Source organism: Streptococcus infantis (genome assembly GCF_047464215.1).
Taxonomy (GTDB): domain Bacteria; phylum Bacillota; class Bacilli; order Lactobacillales; family Streptococcaceae; genus Streptococcus; species Streptococcus infantis_P.
Map to the genome: position 1 here is coordinate 184228 of NZ_JASHCG010000003.1, position 19866 is coordinate 204093.

Consider the following 19866-nt stretch of genomic DNA (forward strand, 5'->3'; position numbering starts at 1 on the left):
TAAAGTTCCCCTTCATAAACTGTTTAAAAATTTTTTCAAATTCATACTAGTATCACTTTTTATCCAGCACTTCGCAACTCTAGTAGTTCTTGTTTGACGTTTCCCATACTCATTCAGATACATTTTTGGGAATAATCTAATGGTTAACTTTTGATAAACGAAAGAGGCCTCTAGGAATCCATTAGTCATTCTACAACCTTGATATGCTTATTAATATGTATATCGATAAAGTTTTTGGCTGTTAGGATTTGTTGGGGTATTGGGTAAATTTTCTAAAGTAGGCAAGTCCTTTACTAGGAGCATCGCTCTTTTACAATTTGTACAGTCTTAAGTAGCGCTCCCATAAACTAATAAATAGGCATTGTAATTCAAAGTATTTATAACCTTATAACTCGATAAAATAGATTGGGCAAGCCCCATAAATCCACCATTTAAAACTTGATAAACAAAATGATTTTCGGGATGAATAGTTGCTATATCTAACTCATATTCCGATTCAATTGAACGTAAATCCAGTCCTTCATCAATCAATCTAAAAGCAACATAATCGTCACATTTTATAAGTTTATCACTGATTTTCAAATAGAGTTCACCGTCATTGGTTAAACTAGCTTCTACATAACATAAACCTTTCTCGATGTTCCCTACTTCACTTATTTTCAAGGGGACGCCCGATATTTTTTGCAGTTCAGTAGCTGTTTTTTCAAATTTAAATGTCAAGGAAACATTTATGAGTATTTCCATCATGCCTTTATTAGAAAGGAAAACGTAATGATTAAAATCATCAGCTGACCATATACCACAAGAACGATAACTAACTTCTTTCGATAATTTACTATCAAAAACTTGGTAGATTCCATAGCCATCAAGTTCATATTCTTTATTATATAGTTCGCTATACTTTTTACTAACAAACGATAGATACTTAATATAATTAACTGATAAATTGAATGTCTGTCTTCCATCAAAGATCTGAACGATATCTGCCTCTTGAGTTTCATGAGCAATCTGAAAAGAAAAATCCAAGTGCTCTGAAGAAATCGTATCCGTAAATAATTTTATTACTCTACACACTTTCATACCTCAATATCTCATTTTTATATCTCAATCGTCAATTTTGCTATTTTATCTGTTGCTTTAAAACCTAAACAGTTCTTTGACTATCATAATAGCTTGTGCATCAATTGTCAAGTTCAGCTTTCTCTCAAACTTATTCTATCTGAGCTATAAGTAAACTTTATATGACACCATAAGTAAAAAAATCTCCTGAAGAATAAATTCCTCAAGAGATTTTAGATTGATTTAACTCATAATCCTATGTCATCAAAAATCTAAACCGATAATTATCCATTCATCCACATAATCCCAAAAAGGTATCGGATATTCTGGCAACTCATCCTTTGACCAAAATACACCTCCTTCATCTATTGGTTTAGACAAATCTAATACGAGATACGTTCCCATACCATTGCTAAAAAAATTGTAATAACAGGAAATGTCAGCTGTTAACTGCTCCTCAAATTCCCAATCATAATCGGCTATTGGTTCAATCATATCTAGGTCGTCTAATCCCATACTTTTACTCGTAAAATCATTAAAACCTGCATGAATGTGTGTATAGAAATCACGGATACTTCCGTCAAGTTCTAGTTTGGACTGATTAAAGTGATCTGTAAACTCTTGGTTCGAAATCGGCATTTTGCCCTCATAAAAAACCAAGCTATTGCTTTGATACGTTCTAATCGAATAAAGCAATGAGTAATTGTTTCCAATTTTGATAAGATCTATATCTTCTGAAAATTCCTCTAGATATGAGATTGTATTGCTGAGTTCCTCAGCTAGATATTTTTTCCATTCTCCTAGGATTATTTGTTTTCTTTTAGAAAAATCTGATGTTTGAAACGCATCCCGCCAATATTGTGGAATAGGATGATTGGACAGATTTTCAAAATTAGATAAAATCTCGACCATCTCTCCAGATGGAACATATTTCTTTAAAAAATTTAATTTTTCATTCATAAACTACCTCCAATTTATTTATCATAGATAAAGTTATCTATCATGCTCTGAAGTTCCCTTTCTAAGATTACTTCTTTTCTTTTCTTATCAAATCCCTCCAAAGTAACAAATTTTTTCTTTGAGAATATATGATCAGATTCTATTTTCTTGGTAATGACATTTCCTTGTATTGCAAAATCATGCATCGGCAGACTAATCCCTTCATTGACTCTCATTCAAAGATCTGATATGGAGCATTATCTCTAAATTCTATATTCTGCAGCAGATAATTTATTTTTCCAATATCGCACTTGGATATTAAAGTACTCAATTTAACCGCAAACATTCGAAAATTTTCTACTGTCATTGGTAGACGTTCAACCGTAGGCTTCGTCATCACAATATCAGCCTAAGAAGCTTCAACTATTTGACTATTACTACTCCACTAGTGACCATTACCCGACAGTCTCACTCTCCTAATCACACATATATGTCAAAGCGTTCTATGGAGTTCTATTATCAAAATATTTGGCACTTCCATTCCGAAATATTTCAATTCTTCTAGTATCGTATTTATGATTATCAATTTCAGAATAAATCCAAACAGGATAATCATCATCATGTTACCAATAAGTTCGATAGTATTCCATTATTGGCCCCCCGTCTGATTTTTATCATTAAAAAGTTGTAATGTTTTTTCAAAATCATTTTTTGAAATTTCTATTACGGTAATTTCCTCACTATCGTTGATAGATTCTAAATCTTCATCGGTAGGAAATTCACCCAACTCAAAGGGAGTATTAGCATCATAATAACTAATTTTTCCATCTAAAAAAATTTCTAGTTTTCTAATCTCATCCCCCTGATTATCAACTTCTGAAAATATCCATGTTGCATATTCGAGAGATGACTGCTCCCAATAAGTTCTATAATATTTCATTAGCTTCCTCCTAATTTTCACCATAATTTACAATACGATTTGTTATATCAAGAGAAGATTCACTAGGCGAATGGATTCCCTGTCGTGTCTGTAGTTTTTAATGATTATCGCAAAGTTCAAACTACTCAGTTTCTTCTAATAAGGAGGGATTAATAATTAATTCTCTTTCAATTGCCATTCCGATTCCACTGATGGTTGTTATTCCATGTATCCCTAATAATTTAGGCTCTTTATCCAATAATTCCCCAGTCTCTTTACAGAAAAAGTTACCTTTACAATGAATACTATAGAATCCAAAATCCAGCTTTTTCTCTTCCTCTGTTAAGGGAATATTAGCGATAGTATGGAAATATCCTTTTTTCCAATATGCATCACCTACAATAGCAGGTGGAATTAACAAGTTAGAATAATCTGGCTTGTATTTATCAATATTTTTTTCATGAGTATTTCCTTTAAAGATAAATACAACATGTTTCCCTTCCACAAAAGTATCCCGAACTTTTCTAACTATATTAGCAACTAGCACTTTACCATAAAAGTAGATTCCCTCCCTAGGAGACACAAGAAATACATCTCCCACTTTTGGAATTGACCTGCTTTTTTTAATCACTTTTAGTTGATGAGTAGCTGCCTTTGTATCATAAAAGTTCTCTAACTCCTTCTGAATTTCTAAATTTAAACCCTCAAAACGTTTTTTTCTTCTTAAAGCTATTAGATTTGTATTCATTATTAATTTCCTCCATTAAGATATTTTTCACCATTCCATGCATTAGAGGCCGTCTTTTTAACATAGTTCCAGCCTTTTTTGATACTGTTCCAGAAGTACCCACTCGGGTCGGTGTAGTTGACGGGATTATTCTGCACATAGCTGTAACGGTTCTGGCTGAGAGGATCTGTGTCCTCATCTGGGTAGCTATCCTAGGTTAAGAAAGTACCTCCCTGACTATCATAATATCTTGCTCGTAAATAGTCAAGTCCAGTATCATCACAATCCTCGCCGTTATAGGCAAACGGCTGAGCTGTTGGGTCTGTGCTTGTCTTTCTTGCCCCAGAGAGATTATAGCTGATGGTGATAGTATAAAACTCTCGATGAAAAATTTCTTCGAGAGTTTTTAATGATTATCGCAAAGTTCAAACTACTCAGTTTCTTCTAATAAGGAGGGATTAATAATTAATTCTCTTTCAATTTCCTTTCCTATTCCACTGATGGTTGTTATTCCATGCATCCCTAATAATTTAGGCTCATTATCCAATAATTCCCCAGTCTCTTTACAGAAAAAGTTACCTTTTAAATTAAGTTTATAAAAGCCGAAATCCAGATTTTTCTCTTCCTCTGTTAAGGGAATATTAGCGATAGTATGGAAATATCCTTTTTTCCAATATTCATCACCTACAATAGCAAGCGGAATTAACAAGTTAGAATAATCTGGCTTGTATTTATCAATATTTTTTTCATGAGTAATTCCTTTAAAGATAAATACAACATGTTTCCCTTCCACAAAAGAATCTGGAACTTTTCTAACTATATTAGAAACCAACACTTTACCATAAAAGTAAATTCCCTCCCTAGGAGACACAAGAAATACATCTCCCACTTTTGGAATTGACCTACTTTTTTTAATCACTTTTAGTTGATGAGTAGCTGCCTTTGTATCATAAAAGTTCTCTAACTCCTTCTGAATTTCTAAATTTAAACCCTCAAAACGTTTTTTTCTTCTTAAAGCTATTAGATTTGTATTCATTATTAATTTCCTCCATTAAGATATTTTTCACCATTCCATGCATTAGAGGCCGTCTTTTTAACATAGTTCCAGCCTTTTTTGATACTGTTCCAGAAGTACCCACTCGGGTCGGTGTAGTTGACGGGATTATTCTGCACATAGCTGTAACGGTTCTGGCTGAGAGGATCTGTGTCCTCATCTGGGTAGCTATCCTAGGTTAAGAAAGTACCTCCCTGACTATCATAATATCTTGCTCGTAAATAGTCAAGTCCAGTATCATCACAATCCTCGCCGTTATAGGCAAACGGCTGTGCTGTTGGGTCTGTGCTTGTCTTTCTTGCCCCAGAGAGATTATAGATAATTGATGCGACGGCTTTTCCATCCTTGGTCAAACCTGTCACAGAGCCCGACTGTTTTCCAAGTAGTTGTAGCTGTCACCTGTTTGGTTGTTGAGGTAGCTAGCTCGACCTTTGCCATAACTATAGATCTCTCGTGCCTTGCCATCATGGTCATAGGTTTCAAGGAATTCTGTATGTTCACGATTGATATCATTGACATAGTTGCGTTCCTCGTAGTAGTTGTAGGTATCCTCTCGTATGGTATAAGGGATGAGGACATCCTGAACCTGACTGGCATAGGTTACTTCTCCCTGTCCAGGTAGGTTCCCAAGTTCTGGTGGATTGACGACGATTCCTTCCTTAGTTTCTCGACCCTTAGCCACTTTCTGGTGGTAGGCTCTCAACACATTGTCAAAGATGCTGTGCCAGATGCTTCCTACTGTCTGTGGTAGGGTGGATAGGGATTGGAGGACATTCTGGCTAAAGCCATACCAGAAGAGGGAGTTTTCTTCCCCACTTGGAGCTGTATATGGCGACTTACGACCTGACTTATCTCTACCTGCATGCGTTACCTGATCCCCAGATTGAGTATCCTCGGCTTTGCGTTGGAAGAGTTGATAGGTGTACTTGCCTTCCTTGCGGCTAGCAGTGAAAACACGATTCTCATCTCCGTCGTAAAGTGCAGCCATGAGAAGACCCTTCTTGTTCTTGATCGCAAGCAGGCAGTTCTCGGTGTCGTAGATGTAGTCTAGCTTTTCTGAGTTCTTCTCAAAAGCGATGTTTATAGCAACATAGTCAGCTAGCAGTAAACTTTATAGTGAACCATAAGTAAAATCTCCTGAAGAAAATCTTCAAGAGATTTATTGATTTTAATTAACAGATTGTCTACTAATCCACATAAATGCACATGCCTTCTAATAATCCCTTAGCTTCCTTAAAGCCCTCTAATCCATATTTAGATAAGATTTCTACATCATCAGCCAGTCTGATATCTTGTTGCGGATTAGACACTTTTTCTTTGAATAACTTTACAACTAAATTCAACTCCGCTGTATTCATATCATAGTAATTTTTCCAATGCTCTAAACCGATTTCAAAAGAAGAGAGTTGAGGAATCAAAATATCTCCACCGTTAGAGAATATATCCTTCCAACTATCATTAGATTCTAACTCATTCCCGTTATTCCAGAAACAAGCTGTAATAACTGGGAGAATTTCTCCATTCCTTTCATCCAATAGATATTGCAAGGTCTCTTCCTCAGCCAATCGAAAATTTTGAACTGGACAATTTTCAAAATAGTATGTATAAGGAAGGAAATGGCTTAAACGTTCACTATTATCAGACCGAATAGCACATACACAAACATCATTTTGAAACGTAACAGTTCCTCGACTGCCAAAACCATCCTGAACGGAATAACTAGCCCCGTCCCAAGAGTGCTCAAAAGATAGTTCTGGAAATTTAGCAGACATAACTGCGCAAGAAATACTTGCTAAATAACATCCTTCATATAAAGTCTTTACATTTACATCATAAGACATCTCAATCACCTCCTGAATCATCATCAGATTTCATTCTATTCTCAAATCTAGGAAAAAACTGTGCATTAGCATAGCTATTAGAACCACCTTTGGTTTTAGGAATAATATGATCTATTTGCCACTCGTTATGTTTACCAGCTTTTTGAGGTTTATATAAAATTTCTACAGGTAAGTCTGAACGAACTACTCCACCATTTCTTACCCTATTCTCTTTTATAATGAATTCCTTTTGAATCGCATCACTTATTGTTTCACCTACTGTATCACTCCATTTTAGAATGAAATGTGTTAACTACTTTTAGTATTCTCTGAAAAGGTAACAACATTCTAATTTCCACTTTTAATAATTCTAAGATACTCTTCACCGTCTTTTGTACTACTTATTCAGTCAGTAATCCTTTTTTAAAATATATAATGTTTCTCAAATCATTTGTCCACTCCACTATTTCATCATTACTCCATGTAATAAACAATATGATTTGAGATATTTGAAAATTAGTTGATACATTGTTCTTCACGTCAAGTCCCTAATTCGGTTTTATAAAAAACAACTATTGGTTCTTCAGTATAATATAATTAAAATTCCATCTGTATTTACGTAATGTGTAAAAAACAGCTCACAAAAAGTAGAAGCTAAAGAGTTTAACGAGACAGTGTCATTCCCACATAATTTCGTTATTATATTTACTTATAAAAGAATAGATTATTTGCGGATTCATAAATAAATAAACAATCTGGTCATATAGATTTTTATTCATGCCGAAATCCCCGCCTAAAAAGTGTAACTCAATGGTTCCAGCATCTGTATTCATCTCTAAATCTTCAAATTTCTTCATCTTACTTTTACGGAAGTAAGAATCTAAAAATTTTTCCCAATTATAACCATTCATGTAAATTCCAAAATGTACTTCAATATAATTTGAAATTTCTCTAACCAATTTGTCTCCAATATCTATCGTAATTATACCTTCATCATTTTTTATGAAACTATCAATTTTTTTGTAGACAGATTATCATTCTTTAATACAAAATTAGGAATAATAGATGGATTCATAATTAATGAACGGTTAATTTCAGCAGCTACTCCTGTAATTGTACAAAGTCCGTACATTCCTAAAATCTGAGGTTCATGTTCTAAACGCTCTCCACTTGAAGTACAAAATGAATCTCCTAAAGGATGAATCTTATAGAATCCTATCTCCAGTTTTTTCTCTTCTTCACTGAGAGGAGAATGTTTAATTACGTAAAAGTAACCTTTTTCCCAATATTGATTATTAACAATAAAAGGATCCGTCAACAATTCATGATAGTTAGGTTTAAATATTTCGATATCCATAGTATTGCAACATGTTGAAAATATTACGACAACATAGCTTCCACTCATCAGGCTATTGCTTGATACAATGTTTAATTCCATAACTTTCCCCAAAAAATAATATCCTTTTTTGGGGGATAAAACAAACAGATCCCCTTCTTTAGGCAAATCATTACTAGGTTTTATTACTTGGAGTTGATAATCACTCGAATCAAGCTCTTCAAACTTTTTTAATTTTCTTTGTACTTCTTTTGGAAGACTATTAATTTTTTTATCTCTTCTTTCTTTCATCAAGTTATTAAAAATCATAATCTCCACCTATCTATTATTTTGAGCCCACATAATAGCCTCATCATGAAATTTATTTTTTGGACTAATGCTGTTGATCTTATTCAATTTATTTGAGTTACCAATTGGATTTCCTATTAACACTCCATTAAAATCAAAGTACATTTTTTGTTGACAGGCTACTTAATAAATATCCTAATCCAGTTATTAACTTAGAAATTACCAACTAATCAATGAATCTTATAGTATTTTAGGAAAGTAAAGAAAGAATTTCTAACAAAGAACTAGAATATATTTGCTATAGAAGTAAACATTTCTGCTCTTTTTGATTTTAAATGAGTTTTAGTTATGAACTCGGAGATTAGTTTAAGCAGAAAAGTTACCATTTGGGGATACCTTTACTTCAATGCTAAAGAACATAATCATTGGAAACTAAGAACTATAAGAAGGACCATTGAAACTCTATTTTAAAATTGTGTCGTTCCTTTTTTGTCAAAAAAACACAGGCTAGCGGCTTGGTAGATTTGCAATTGGGATTGGAAAAAATTATACTTGTTTATCTTTAAGATTAACTATCATCACAACTCTAATTTTTATATTCCAATCATCATTCCTGCTAATTTATCTGATGTTTTAATATTTAAATCCGTTCTCTGACTATCATAATAGCTTGTGCATCAATTGTCAAGTTCAGATTTCTCTCAAACTTGTCCTTTACTAGGAATATTTCTCAGATAGATTAGACCAAATCTATATAGTATCTATTTTCGCTTCATAGCACTCATCATTCTATGAAATCGTAAGTATATGAAGTCAGTTTCAATACCCTAGTAAGATAATTTTTGACCACTACTTGAATCTATGAAATACTTCTTCTCACCTTCGTAAATAAGTATGAGTTCTGTTCCAATAGGCATGTTAAAAATTGATAATACTGCTGGTTCTATTTCAAGAATTGTACTCCAGTCACATATCGACATATTTTCAGCATGTGATAGATATTCTTCTGTATCTATTTCGGATAAAAAACGCCATCCGTTATCTAACTCATTAACACTGTTCTCGCGTAATATCCATTTTATATTGGCCTTATTTTCTAAAATATTATTAGATACTATTGAAGCGCCTAATCCCATTCCTTTATTACTCACATTTATAACCTCTATTTATGTTAGCTAGTTCTTAACTTGAATCAGACAAGACAAACTACTCAAACCCATCACCTTTTATATAGTGGATTGAAATAAGATGTGAACAAAGAGGTTAGGAAAGTCAAATTGATTTCTTAGAATCCATAACGTACTATTCTAAATTCAATCTACTATACAAAACTGTACACTGTGAATTCTAAAAAATGCTAAAAATTGACTTAACTGCTCTGGTAAATTTGTTCAGATTCTATTTCATTTCACTATATATCCCAACCAATAAAAAAACCGAAGCCTAAGCTTCGGTCATTTTTCATGGAAACTCTATTATTTAAGAGTAACTGAAGCTCCAGCTTCTTCCAATTTAGCTTTGATTTCTTCAGCTTCTGCAGCTGCAACGCCTTCTTTGATGACACCTGGTGCACCATCAACAAGTTCTTTAGCTTCTTTAAGACCAAGACCTGTGATTTCACGTACAACTTTGATAACGCCGACTTTCTTGTCGCCTGCAGCTGTCAATTCAACGTCAAATGAATCTTTAGCAGCTTCTTCAGCACCACCAGCAGCAGCTACAGCTACAGGAGCAGCTGCAGTTACACCAAATTCTTCTTCGATAGCTTTTACAAGGTCGTTCAATTCAAGGATTGAAGCTTCTTTAATTTCAGCAATAATGTTTTCAATGTTCAATGCCATTGTTATTTCCTCCAAATAAGTTTATATTTTATGTTTATATTTTTGTAGCTAGGCTACGCTGCGTAGCTTAAGATTAAGCTGCGTCTTCTTTGCTGTCTGCAACCGCTTTGACTGCAAGAGCAACGTTGCGCACTGGCGCTTGAAGTACAGAAAGGAGCATAGAAAGAAGTCCTTCGCGGTTTGGAAGAGTTGCAAGAGCAACGATTTCTTCTTTTGATGCGACAGCGCCTTCGATTGCACCACCTTTGATTTCAAGTGCGTCAGCGTTTTTAGCAAAGTCGTTCAAGATTTTCGCTGGAGCGATAACATCTTCGTTAGAAAATGCTACAGCAGATGGTCCAACAAATACAGATGCAAGTTCTGCAAGGCCAGCTTTTTCAGCTGCACGACGTAAGATTGAGTTTTTAATAACTTTATACTCAACTTCGCTTCCACGAAGCTCACGACGAAGAACTGTATCTTGTTCAACTGTCAAACCACGAGCGTCTACAACGACGATTGATGCAGCAGCTTTCATTTTTTCAGCTACTACGTCAACTAGTTCTGCTTTTTTAGCAATAATTGCTTCACTCATTAGTGTGTTCACCTCCGTAATTATTTTGCTTGGGGAATTTTTCCAAAAGAAAAACGCGCCCAAACCTAGACACGAAAGTACAATACGCTTCTTTTTACATGATACGTTTTGTCCTCGGTAGGATATTTATGAGTCGATCTCCCCTACTGTCTTAGGCAGTTTTTTCAAACCGTATATAAGTATACCATACTACTTTGTTTAGTGCAAGAGTTTTTTTCTTATTTTTTAAAAAATTTATTTATTTTTTAACCTTATTTCAAGATAATCTCATCAAAAATCAATTTTAGTTCTTGACTTGTTTGATTTTTTATTGTACTATACAACTGTATATACAGCTAAAAGGAGTTATTATGAATACACAAAAGAAAACACAATTCATGACCTTGACCGCATTGCTAACAGCTATCGCTATTTTGATTCCTTTGGTGATGCCCTTTAAAATTGTCATTCCTCCCGCTTCCTACACTTTAGGAAGTCACGTTGCTATTTTTATCGCTATGTTTCTCTCGCCATGGATGGCTATCTTTGTTATTATAGCTTCTAGTTTAGGATTTCTCATGGCTGGGTATCCGATTGTCATTGTACTTCGCGCCTTTTCCCATATCTTTTTTGGAAGTCTGGGTGCTTTCTATCTTCAAAAACATCCTCAAACCTTGGACAATAAGAAATCTTCATTGATTTTCAATTTTGTACTTGGTTTGGTTCATGCTATTGCTGAAGTTTTGGCTTGTATGATTTTTTATGCTAGTACTGGAACTGACTTAAAAAATATGTTCTATGTCTTGTTTGTCTTGGTTGGATTTGGTACTATTATCCATAGTATGGTAGACTATTATCTAGCCTTGGCTGTTTATAAAGCATTGAGAAAACGCCGTTAAGCGTTAAGAAAGAAGAATATGACAAAAAATCGAAAAGAAGCACTTCTACAACTCTTAAAAGAAGCTCAAAAACCTCTAAACGGAAAAAGCTTAGCAGAACATTTTCATGTCACTCGCCAGATTATCGTTCAGGACATTGCAGTACTGCGTGCTGATGGTGCTCCTATCTTATCAACCAATCGTGGCTATATTTATAAAGAAAGCAAAACCAGTCCGTATGTTCACAAGCTGTTTAAAGTAAAGCACGAGATGGAAGAAATCGGTCAAGAACTTCTAGCTATCGTCGATAATGGGGGACGTGTTCAGAATACCTTGATTGATCATCCTGTCTATGGAGAAATTGAAACCTTGCTCAAACTCTCTTGTCGTCGGGACGTTCAGCATTTTTTAGAGCAAGTCGAAAGGTCTGACTTTAGACCACTTTCTGAATTAACAGATGGCGTCCATTATCACCTAGTCGAAGCTGAAAACGAACAAGACCTTCTCTATATCGAGAAGGCCTTGGATAAGTTAGGTTATTTAGTAAAGGATTAGAAGATTTTCTTTTCCCAATCGTCTTCTGTACGGCGAGGGTAGAAAAATTCAGACTTATCCGGATCTTCCATCATCTCCATTAAAGGTAACATATCATAGGCCAGATCCAAGTTTGGAATCTGGTCTTTTTGCACCCAAGAAACTTCTCCTTCATCTGAAGAACGAAGGGTACCAAAGAACTCAGTCGCCTTATAACAAACGACAATATAGCGGCCACCTGTATCTAGTGGCCAATTTTTAATGCCGACAAGTTGAGGATTTTGAATCGTCAGACCTGTTTCCTCGTATATTTCACGAATAACAGATTCTGCAAAGGCCTCACCATCTTCCACATGACCTCCTGGAAAAGCATAGCCAGACCAGCGGTTGGTTTCAGGCGATCGATACTGCATAACCACGCGCTGATTTTCAAGGTCTTCTATTAAACAAATATTAGTTAGAATGGTTAATTGTGCTCTAGACATAGGACTCACTTTCTAATGTTTAATTTTTTTCTACATACTTAACTTTAGACTTCATAATCAAAGGATTAACTAAGTCATGATATTCATGAATTTCATGAAATAAGAATCCTCTGATGATTCTTATTTCATTTTTTTCCCTAATCACATAGTAGTCTAAATTGATAGGCATAGATGAATCTGGAACCGTGGAGAAAAATAAAAATATCATAAACCAGATTATGAGAGCAACGAATCCACTGAGAGCTTGAAAAATCAGATGATGCCATTGAAAGATTCTAGATTTATAAAAGATGGTCCATGGTTGGATAAATAGGGTTAAACAAAGACCAAAGAACCAGAAATTCCACAAGACTGGGGTAAAAGATAAGCCAAAAAGCCCTAAGATAAAATGAATCAGTACAAATACCAGGCACGAAAGGTAAATAACCCTAAATATCGTTAGATGTTTCATCATGATTGACTCCTTTTCTTTTCAATATATTTGTAAATTATAATTGTCACAATAGGCACTAGAAAGAAAATGAAATAAGTAACGAGGGGAAACCAGATATAGCGATAGTCTAATGCCCATATCGGAAGTAATCTTGTTCCTCTTTTAGAGGTCATCCCAATCGTTAACTGGAATACACAAGCAATTCCGTTAGGATATAAAAACATTTCTGCAAAATTTCGCAAGGAAATCCAGTCTTTCTTAAAGGTACGAAGGAAAGTATGATAAGATGCATTCACCAAAAGGACGATATTTAAATAAAGTGGAAAACTATAATGCAGTTCCCGATAGGGACTTGGAATAAGGGGTGTTCCGTACAATAGACATAACATTCCTAGAGCAGAAAAGAACAGAACGCTTGCATCAAGGATCCAGGCAATTGTTGAATGTAGCACAAACCACAGATTCATGCGGTCTAACCAACCTATTTTTCACTTTGATTTAGAATGCTTTTTGTGTGCACTAACATTCTTTCTCAATCGTTTCTTCTCTCTCCTTCTAATTCATCATAAACAGATAAACATTAAACCTATTTGATACAAATTTTTTATCGTTAGGGAATAATTTTTGATCTTATAATTTACCAGAAATATATATAAATAGTTTTTTTCTTAAATACTCAATAAATGCACCTACAATAAATATTAGAAGTGTCATTAAGAGAATGATCGTGACAAATATAACGAATTTCTGTCCGTCAACTAAAGAATAAATGTTGGGTAAAATCCTTCTAAAAATCAGAGGGTGAACATGAAACAAATAGACTCCTAATGTTAATGGAGATAATGTTAAAACTATTTTTTTCAAAGTTAATGGAAAATTTTTGAGACTTAAAAATAGTAGAAATATTGATATTCCTTGAAGAATTACTGTTGGAGATGTATAACTTCTCCACTGTTCATAGCCAAGACTGTGCAATAGAAAAGTTAAACTTGTCAGTAAGATAATCATTCCAGCAACTTGCCAAACTTTAAAACGATTTTCAAAGTCTAATCTATTGATGATAGCTCCTATCATATAAAGGAGTATCATCCATAAAACACTATATCCACCCCACAATCCTAACGAATCTTGTTTAAATATTGTTGGAATAATAGAGAAATATACAAATCCACCACTAACAAAAAGTAATAACAATTCTTGTTTTACTGTTAATATAGCTTGATTTAAAAATGGAGCCACTAACATTAAACCGAAATAACAACTCATATACCAGTATTGACCATGGCTAATTGGCGTAAAAGCAGAGAGCCAATCGCTTAGTTTAACGGATGACTTTGAAAAAAGTGCGAATATTAATGTGATTGAAATCGTATAAAAAATGATTTGCAACCAAAAACTAAACATTTTTTTATAACTAAATTTAGAATGAAGTCCGACATAGCCACTGATTAAAATATAAATATTTACTGCCGAATAAGAAAATGCTTCTAAATAATTTGCAAAAATATAATAAAAATTCTTTTGAATGGCAAATTTTTCTAAAATTCCTCCCATGCCCAGAACATGTAGATTGCAAATCATCAGCATTGCTAAAATTCTACAAGCTTCAATTCCTAGGTGTCTATTTTTCATTAATATACCTTTCCACACTATTTATATAACTTCTCAATCTAACGCCTTGACTTCCAACATCATATCACGAATCTGAGCAGCCAGTTCAAAGTCAAGCACTTCGACGGCTTCTTGCATTTGTTTTTCCAATTTCTTGACCAGTTCTTTTCGTTCTTGTTTATTGAGGCTATTGATATCAACTTCCTTGTCCTCTTCCTTGGCAACTGTCTTGGTAACAGAAATAAGATCACGGATTTCCTTTTTAATAGTTTGTGGTACGATGCCATGCTCTTCATTATAAGCCATCTGAATTTTACGACGACGAGCTGTTTCATCGATGGCTTTTTGCATAGACTGAGTCATAGTATCAGCATACATAATAACATGCCCTTCACTATTACGAGCTGCACGTCCAATGGTCTGAATAAGACCACGTTCATTTCGGAGGAAGCCTTCCTTGTCAGCATCGAGAATAGCAACCAGACTTACTTCAGGAACGTCAATCCCTTCACGAAGGAGATTGATTCCAACCAAGACATCGAAGACTCCCAATCGTAAATCTCGGATAATCTCTGTCCGCTCTAAAGTCTTGATATCCGAGTGCATGTACTTGACCTTGATCCCCATTTCCTTGAAGTAGTCTGTCAAGTCTTCTGCCATTTTCTTGGTTAAGGTTGTAATAAAGGTACGTTCATTCTTTTCAACACGGGCATTGATTTCCCCCAAGAGGTCATCAATCTGTCCCATAGTTGGGCGCACTTCCACTTCTGGATCCAAAAGACCCGTCGGACGAATGATTTGCTCAATCACAGTGTCCGTTTGTTCCATCTCGTAATCACCAGGCGTCGCTGAAACATAGACAATCTGGTGGACATGACTTTCAAACTCTTCCCGACGGAGGGGACGGTTGTCTAAGGCAGACGGCAAACGGAAACCGTAATTAACCAACATTTCCTTACGCGAACGGTCTCCATTGTACATCCCCTTGATTTGCCCCATGGTCATATGGCTCTCGTCAATCATAATCAGAAAATCATCTGGGAAGAAGTCAAGAAGAGTATAAGGTGGCTCCCCTTCGCTTCGTCCATCCATGTGACGTGAGTAGTTTTCGACACCATTGGTATAACCCATCTCACGCAACATCTCGATATCGTACTCTGTCCGTTGTTTCAAGCGTTGCGCTTCGAGGAGTTTACCTTCTTTTTCAAAGATAGCTAACTGCTCCTCCAATTCAGCCTGAATCTTAGCAATAGCTACTTCCATGTAGTCATCATTGGTCACAAAGTGAGTCGCTGGGAAAATCGCCAAATGATCCACTTCGCCCAGAACTTGCCCCGTAAGAGCTTCGACTTCACGAATACGATCAATCTCATCTCCGAAGAACTCAACACGAAAGGCATGCTCGTCACGAGATGCTGGGAAAATTTCCACCACATCCCCACGTACACGAAATCTTCCACGCTGGAAATCAATGTCATTACGCTCAAATTGAATGTCGACTAATTCATTAAGCAGTTTATCACGAGAAATTTCAAGTCCTGGGCGCAGACTTACTACACTATCAGCATATTCTTTAGGGGAACCCAAACCATAAATACAAGATACGGATGCTACAACGATGACATCGTTACGCTCCAAGAGCGCTGATGTAGCGGAGTGGCGTAGTTTATCAATTTCGTCATTGACCGAGCTATCTTTTTCGATGTAGGTATCGCTCGATGGCACGTAGGCTTCTGGCTGGTAGTAATCGTAATAGGACACGAAGTACTCGACGGCATTCTCAGGGAAAAATTCCTTAAACTCCCCGTAGAGCTGGCCTGCTAGGGTCTTATTGTGGGCGATGACTAGGGTTGGTTTATTAACTTTGGAAATCACCTGGCTCATGGTATAGGTCTTACCTGTACCAGTCGCCCCCATCAGGATTTGAGCCTTTTCTCCACCCTCGATATTATCTACCAACTGTTCGATAGCTTGCGGTTGATCCCCAGATGGTTGGTATTTGGATACAAGTTTAAATTTGTTGTCTGTAATTCTATTGATCATAATTGCCTCATACACATTTTCTATCCTTCTATTTTACCATAAAAAGGATCGACTTACTGATTCTCAACTTCTTGCCGCTTAGTATCCTATGTCATATCTTCTTACATCAAAACACTAAATATTTGCCAACTTTTTTATTTTCTGCTATAATGGGTAAATATTCTAAAAAGGAGACTAAACATGAAGAAAAAAATCCTTGCATTTTTATTATTTTTATTTCCCTTATTCTCTTTAGGCTATGTTAATGCGGACACTATCAAGATTGTTAGTGATACCGCTTATGCACCCTTTGAGTTTAAAGATACAGACCAGACTTATAAAGGAATTGATGTCGACATCATCAATAAAGTCGCTGAGATAAAAGGATGGAATATCCAAATGTCTTATCCAGGCTTTGATGCTGCTGTCAATGCGGTCCAAGCAGGGCAAGCAGATGCGATCATGGCTGGTATGACAAAAACCAAAGAACGTGAAAACGTCTTTACCATGTCTGATACTTACTATGATACAAAAGTTGTCATCGCAACGACTAAGTCTAACAAAATCACTAAGTATGAAGAACTCAGTGGTAAAACTGTTGGTGTTAAAAACGGTACTGCCGCACAACGTTTCCTAGAAAGCATCAAAGATAAATATGGTTTCACTATCAAAACCTTTGATACTGGTGATTTGATGAATAACAGTCTCAGTACAGGGGCTGTAAATGCCATCATGGATGACAAACCAGTCATCGAGTACGCTATTAACCAAGGGCAAGATCTCAGTATCAACATGGTCGGAGAAGCCGTTGGAAGCTTTGCTTTTGGAGTTAAAAAAGGTAGCAAGTACGAATACCTAGTTACAGAATTTAACGAAGCTTTAGCTCAGATGAAAAAAGATGGTAGCTTGGACAAAATTATCAATAAATGGACAAGTTCCTCTAAAACTAGTTCACAAGTGACTTCTCTCACTTCTACTACAAGCGCAGGTCAAAAAGCTACTCCAGTCAAATCAAAATACGTTATCGCAAGTGATTCTTCATTTGCACCATTCGTTTTCCAAAACTCAAGCAACCAGTACACTGGTATTGATATGGACTTGATCAAGGCTATTGCCGAAGACCAAGGTTTTGAAATTGAAATCACCAACCCAGGTTTTGACGCTGCTATTAACGCGGTTCAATCTGGTCAAGCTGATGGTATGATTGCCGGTATGTCTGTTACAGATGCTCGTAAAGAAACCTTTGATTTCTCTGATTCTTACTATACAGCTAATACTATTCTTGGAGTTAAGGAATCAAGTACCATTTCTTCTTATGAAGATTTGAATGGTAAAACCGTTGGTGTTAAAAACGGTACTGCTTCTCAAACCTTCCTAACTGAAAATCAAAGCAAATATGGTTATAAAATTAAAACCTTTGCAGACGGTTCATCTATGTATGATAGCTTGAACACTGGTTCAATTGACGCCGTAATGGATGACGAACCAGTTCTTAAATACTCTATCAGTCAAGGTCAAAAATTAAAAACACCAATCGAAGGTACTCCAATCGGTGAAACTGCTTTTGCAGTTAAAAAGGGAAGCAATCCTGAATTGATTGAAATGTTCAACAACGGTCTTGCAAATCTTAAAGCAAGTGGTGAGTTCCAAAAGATTCTTGATAAATACCTTGCAACTGATTCAACAAGTGAATCATCAACTGTTGACGAAACTACTATCTTGGGCTTGTTGAAAAACAACTACAAACAACTCCTAAGTGGACTTGGAATTACCCTTTCTCTAGCTTTGATTTCCTTTGCAATTGCGATTGTTATCGGGATTATCTTTGGTATGTTTAGCGTTAGTCCTTATAAATCACTTCGTCTTATTTCAGAAATCTTTGTCGATGTGATTCGTGGTATTCCATTGATGATTCTTGCTGCCTTTATCTTCTGGGGAGTTCCTAACTTTATCGAATCCCTTACAGGCCAACAGAGTCCAATCAATGACTTTGTCGCTGGTACAATCGCACTCTCCCTAAACTCAGCCGCTTATATCGCTGAAATTGTTCGTGGTGGTATTAAGGCTGTTCCTATCGGACAAATGGAAGCTAGTCGAAGCCTTGGTATCTCTTACAGTAAAACCATGCGTAAGATTGTCTTGCCACAAGCAACCAAACTTATGCTTCCAAACTTCGTCAACCAATTTGTTATCGCACTTAAAGATACAACTATCGTATCTGCAATCGGTTTGGTCGAACTCTTCCAGACTGGTAAGATTATCATTGCTCGTAACTACCAAAGTTTCAAAATGTATGCAATTCTCGCAGTCTTCTATCTTGTGATTATCACTCTTCTTACTAGACTTGCAAAACGCTTAGAAAAGAGGATTCAATAATGGCTAAATTAAAAATCGATGTCGATAATTTACATAAGCAATATGGTAAAAACAAAGTCCTTAAAGGAATTTCAGCAAAATTCTATGAAGGAGATGTTGTTTGTATCATTGGACCTTCTGGTTCAGGTAAATCAACTTTCTTGCGTAGCTTGAATCTCCTTGAGGAAGGTACAAAAGGTCATATCACAGTTAATGGTTATGATTTGACGGATAAAGCAACCAACGTGGACCACGTTCGTGAAAATGTCGGAATGGTTTTCCAGCACTTCAATCTTTTCCCTCACATGACGGTATTGGAAAATATCACTTTCGCACCAGTAGAGCATAAGTTGATGACTAAGGCTGAAGCTGAAAAATTGGGAATGGAACTTCTTGAAAAAGTTGGACTCGCTGATAAGGCTAATGCAAATCCTGAAAGCCTATCAGGTGGTCAAAAACAGCGTGTGGCTATCGCTCGCGGTCTAGCCATGAACCCTGATATCATGCTCTTTGACGAACCAACTTCTGCCCTTGACCCTGAGATGGTCGGCGACGTTCTTAACGTTATGAAGGAATTGGCTGAACAAGGTATGACCATGATCATCGTAACCCATGAAATGGGATTTGCTCGCAAGGTTGCCAATCGAGTTATATTTACTGCAGATGGTGAATTCCTAGAAGACGGAACACCAGACCAAATCTTTGATAACCCACAACATCCGCGTCTTAAAGAATTCTTAGACAAGGTTCTAAACGCCTAGAAGAAGTTAGGCAAAAAGTCTTTATAATCAAAAAAACGCATTGTATCAGGGATGAATGTACTGACCCCAAAAAGTTAGACAATTAATTTATTCAAAGGATTTAGTTCTGTATTGCACAGGACTGAGTCCTTTTCTACCATTTGTCAAGTATATCAAGGTATTTGATGAAAAGTAGTTTGAATTCCATAGTCAAACTAAGGAAATTGTCTTTTTTTGAACTAAATTTTAGTGTAAAAAGTGTACACTAAAAC

Annotated in this window: 23 protein-coding genes, 1 pseudogene and 1 other annotated feature; of the genes and pseudogenes, 4 read left to right on the forward strand and 20 right to left on the reverse strand. The window is 35.8% G+C overall.

All coding sequences use genetic code 11. From position 1 onward, the window contains the following. Positions 1-327: 327 nt before the first annotated feature. The 16 genes and pseudogenes from QM469_RS03200 to rplJ form a co-directional block, all read right to left on the reverse strand. Positions 328-1080: a hypothetical protein gene (locus QM469_RS03200; RefSeq protein ID WP_414276085.1), complete on the reverse strand. Its 753-nt coding sequence runs from the start codon at positions 1078-1080 to the stop codon at positions 328-330. 243 nt (positions 1081-1323) lie between these two features. Beyond that, entirely contained in the window at positions 1324-2019 is a 696-nt protein-coding gene (locus QM469_RS03205) for a hypothetical protein (protein WP_414276086.1), read from the reverse strand. A gap of 14 nt (positions 2020-2033) precedes the next feature. Next, positions 2034-2234: a hypothetical protein gene (locus QM469_RS03210; RefSeq protein WP_414276087.1), complete on the reverse strand. Its 201-nt coding sequence runs from the start codon at positions 2232-2234 to the stop codon at positions 2034-2036. Positions 2235-2501: 267 nt separating this feature from the next. Beyond that, positions 2502-2606 (reverse strand): annotated as a pseudogene (locus QM469_RS03215) (DUF6881 domain-containing protein); the annotation flags it as partial. Positions 2607-2647: 41 nt separating this feature from the next. After that, positions 2648-2938, reverse strand: coding sequence for a DUF6881 domain-containing protein (locus QM469_RS03220; protein WP_311522374.1), 291 nt, complete (start codon positions 2936-2938; stop codon positions 2648-2650). Between the two features lie 121 nt (positions 2939-3059). Beyond that, positions 3060-3665 carry an immunity 26/phosphotriesterase HocA family protein gene (locus QM469_RS03225; protein WP_414276088.1) on the reverse strand — a complete coding sequence of 202 codons (606 nt, stop codon included), beginning with the start codon at positions 3663-3665 and terminating at the stop codon, positions 3060-3062. A gap of 409 nt (positions 3666-4074) precedes the next feature. Next, positions 4075-4680, reverse strand: a complete 606-nt coding sequence (locus tag QM469_RS03230; protein ID WP_414276089.1) for an immunity 26/phosphotriesterase HocA family protein — start codon at positions 4678-4680, stop codon at positions 4075-4077. A 191-nt stretch (positions 4681-4871) separates the two neighbouring features. Further along, a complete protein-coding gene (locus tag QM469_RS03235) occupies positions 4872-5060 on the reverse strand; it encodes a hypothetical protein (protein ID WP_414276090.1) in 189 nt (62 codons plus the stop codon). Beyond that, positions 5057-5686: a hypothetical protein gene (locus tag QM469_RS03240; protein WP_414276091.1), complete on the reverse strand. Its 630-nt coding sequence runs from the start codon at positions 5684-5686 to the stop codon at positions 5057-5059. Before QM469_RS03240 ends, QM469_RS03235 begins: the two co-directional genes overlap by 4 nt. A 199-nt stretch (positions 5687-5885) precedes the next feature. Next, positions 5886-6539, reverse strand: coding sequence for a hypothetical protein (locus tag QM469_RS03245; protein WP_311522381.1), 654 nt, complete (start codon positions 6537-6539; stop codon positions 5886-5888). Position 6540: 1 nt separating this feature from the next. Continuing rightward, positions 6541-6819 carry an HNH endonuclease signature motif containing protein gene (locus QM469_RS03250; protein ID WP_399553131.1) on the reverse strand — a complete coding sequence of 93 codons (279 nt, stop codon included), beginning with the start codon at positions 6817-6819 and terminating at the stop codon, positions 6541-6543. A gap of 376 nt (positions 6820-7195) precedes the next feature. After that, positions 7196-7477, reverse strand: coding sequence for a hypothetical protein (locus QM469_RS03255; RefSeq protein ID WP_371607662.1), 282 nt, complete (start codon positions 7475-7477; stop codon positions 7196-7198). A 41-nt stretch (positions 7478-7518) separates the two neighbouring features. Continuing rightward, positions 7519-8163 carry an Imm26 family immunity protein gene (locus tag QM469_RS03260; protein WP_414276092.1) on the reverse strand — a complete coding sequence of 215 codons (645 nt, stop codon included), beginning with the start codon at positions 8161-8163 and terminating at the stop codon, positions 7519-7521. Positions 8164-8969: 806 nt separating this feature from the next. Beyond that, the gene (locus tag QM469_RS03265) at positions 8970-9293 is read right to left on the reverse strand and encodes a DUF2185 domain-containing protein (protein ID WP_371607661.1); all 324 of its coding nucleotides are present in this window, start codon (positions 9291-9293) and stop codon (positions 8970-8972) included. A gap of 324 nt (positions 9294-9617) precedes the next feature. Continuing rightward, entirely contained in the window at positions 9618-9983 is a 366-nt protein-coding gene (gene rplL, locus QM469_RS03270; protein WP_001196968.1) for a 50S ribosomal protein L7/L12, read from the reverse strand. A gap of 73 nt (positions 9984-10056) precedes the next feature. Beyond that, a complete protein-coding gene (gene rplJ / locus QM469_RS03275) occupies positions 10057-10557 on the reverse strand; it encodes a 50S ribosomal protein L10 (RefSeq protein ID WP_075231669.1) in 501 nt (166 codons plus the stop codon). Between the two features lie 38 nt (positions 10558-10595). Continuing rightward, positions 10596-10731, reverse strand: a sequence feature (ribosomal protein L10 leader region). Positions 10732-10907: 176 nt separating this feature from the next. Between rplJ and QM469_RS03280 the strand changes: the two genes are divergently transcribed. After that, positions 10908-11435: an ECF transporter S component gene (locus tag QM469_RS03280; RefSeq protein WP_001095969.1), complete on the forward strand. Its 528-nt coding sequence runs from the start codon at positions 10908-10910 to the stop codon at positions 11433-11435. An 18-nt stretch (positions 11436-11453) separates the two neighbouring features. Next, positions 11454-11969, forward strand: coding sequence for a transcription repressor NadR (locus tag QM469_RS03285; RefSeq protein WP_075231670.1), 516 nt, complete (start codon positions 11454-11456; stop codon positions 11967-11969). Here the strand turns inward: QM469_RS03285 and QM469_RS03290 are convergent. From QM469_RS03290 to uvrB, 4 genes are all read right to left on the reverse strand, one after another. Further along, positions 11966-12433: an 8-oxo-dGTP diphosphatase gene (locus tag QM469_RS03290; RefSeq protein ID WP_311523747.1), complete on the reverse strand. Its 468-nt coding sequence runs from the start codon at positions 12431-12433 to the stop codon at positions 11966-11968. The genes QM469_RS03285 and QM469_RS03290 overlap by 4 nt on opposite strands. Positions 12434-12452: 19 nt before the next feature. Next, the gene (locus tag QM469_RS03295) at positions 12453-12887 is read right to left on the reverse strand and encodes a hypothetical protein (RefSeq protein ID WP_311523749.1); all 435 of its coding nucleotides are present in this window, start codon (positions 12885-12887) and stop codon (positions 12453-12455) included. A 609-nt stretch (positions 12888-13496) separates the two neighbouring features. Further along, the gene (locus QM469_RS03300) at positions 13497-14498 is read right to left on the reverse strand and encodes an acyltransferase (RefSeq protein WP_248034139.1); all 1002 of its coding nucleotides are present in this window, start codon (positions 14496-14498) and stop codon (positions 13497-13499) included. Positions 14499-14531: 33 nt separating this feature from the next. Beyond that, entirely contained in the window at positions 14532-16520 is a 1989-nt protein-coding gene (gene uvrB / locus QM469_RS03305; RefSeq protein ID WP_414276093.1) for an excinuclease ABC subunit UvrB, read from the reverse strand. 180 nt (positions 16521-16700) lie between these two features. Here uvrB and QM469_RS03310 point away from each other — a divergent pair, with 180 nt between their 5' ends. Both QM469_RS03310 and QM469_RS03315 read left to right on the forward strand, forming a co-directional pair. Continuing rightward, a complete protein-coding gene (locus QM469_RS03310) occupies positions 16701-18875 on the forward strand; it encodes an ABC transporter substrate-binding protein/permease (RefSeq protein WP_414276094.1) in 2175 nt (724 codons plus the stop codon). Then, complete coding sequence (locus tag QM469_RS03315) at positions 18875-19615, forward strand: amino acid ABC transporter ATP-binding protein (protein ID WP_049503260.1); 741 nt, start codon at positions 18875-18877, stop codon at positions 19613-19615. Before QM469_RS03310 ends, QM469_RS03315 begins: the two co-directional genes overlap by 1 nt. Positions 19616-19866 lie beyond the last annotated feature (251 nt).

Excerpts from the sequence above, each read along its gene's own strand:
- QM469_RS03200 (WP_414276085.1), bottom strand. The coding sequence starts at position 1,080 with ATGAAAGTGTGTAGAGTAATAAAATTATTTACGGATACGATTTCTTCA.
- QM469_RS03205 (WP_414276086.1), bottom strand. The coding sequence starts at position 2,019 with ATGAATGAAAAATTAAATTTTTTAAAGAAATATGTTCCATCTGGAGAG.
- QM469_RS03210 (WP_414276087.1), bottom strand. The coding sequence starts at position 2,234 with ATGAGAGTCAATGAAGGGATTAGTCTGCCGATGCATGATTTTGCAATA.
- QM469_RS03220 (WP_311522374.1), bottom strand. The coding sequence starts at position 2,938 with ATGAAATATTATAGAACTTATTGGGAGCAGTCATCTCTCGAATATGCA.
- QM469_RS03225 (WP_414276088.1), bottom strand. The coding sequence starts at position 3,665 with ATGAATACAAATCTAATAGCTTTAAGAAGAAAAAAACGTTTTGAGGGT.
- QM469_RS03230 (WP_414276089.1), bottom strand. The coding sequence starts at position 4,680 with ATGAATACAAATCTAATAGCTTTAAGAAGAAAAAAACGTTTTGAGGGT.
- QM469_RS03240 (WP_414276091.1), bottom strand. The coding sequence starts at position 5,686 with ATGGCTGCACTTTACGACGGAGATGAGAATCGTGTTTTCACTGCTAGC.
- QM469_RS03245 (WP_311522381.1), bottom strand. The coding sequence starts at position 6,539 with ATGTCTTATGATGTAAATGTAAAGACTTTATATGAAGGATGTTATTTA.
- QM469_RS03260 (WP_414276092.1), bottom strand. The coding sequence starts at position 8,163 with ATGATTTTTAATAACTTGATGAAAGAAAGAAGAGATAAAAAAATTAAT.
- rplL (WP_001196968.1), bottom strand. The coding sequence starts at position 9,983 with ATGGCATTGAACATTGAAAACATTATTGCTGAAATTAAAGAAGCTTCA.
- rplJ (WP_075231669.1), bottom strand. The coding sequence starts at position 10,557 with ATGAGTGAAGCAATTATTGCTAAAAAAGCAGAACTAGTTGACGTAGTA.
- QM469_RS03280 (WP_001095969.1), top strand. The coding sequence starts at position 10,908 with ATGAATACACAAAAGAAAACACAATTCATGACCTTGACCGCATTGCTA.
- QM469_RS03285 (WP_075231670.1), top strand. The coding sequence starts at position 11,454 with ATGACAAAAAATCGAAAAGAAGCACTTCTACAACTCTTAAAAGAAGCT.
- QM469_RS03290 (WP_311523747.1), bottom strand. The coding sequence starts at position 12,433 with ATGTCTAGAGCACAATTAACCATTCTAACTAATATTTGTTTAATAGAA.
- QM469_RS03295 (WP_311523749.1), bottom strand. The coding sequence starts at position 12,887 with ATGATGAAACATCTAACGATATTTAGGGTTATTTACCTTTCGTGCCTG.
- QM469_RS03300 (WP_248034139.1), bottom strand. The coding sequence starts at position 14,498 with ATGAAAAATAGACACCTAGGAATTGAAGCTTGTAGAATTTTAGCAATG.
- uvrB (WP_414276093.1), bottom strand. The coding sequence starts at position 16,520 with ATGATCAATAGAATTACAGACAACAAATTTAAACTTGTATCCAAATAC.
- QM469_RS03310 (WP_414276094.1), top strand. The coding sequence starts at position 16,701 with ATGAAGAAAAAAATCCTTGCATTTTTATTATTTTTATTTCCCTTATTC.
- QM469_RS03315 (WP_049503260.1), top strand. The coding sequence starts at position 18,875 with ATGGCTAAATTAAAAATCGATGTCGATAATTTACATAAGCAATATGGT.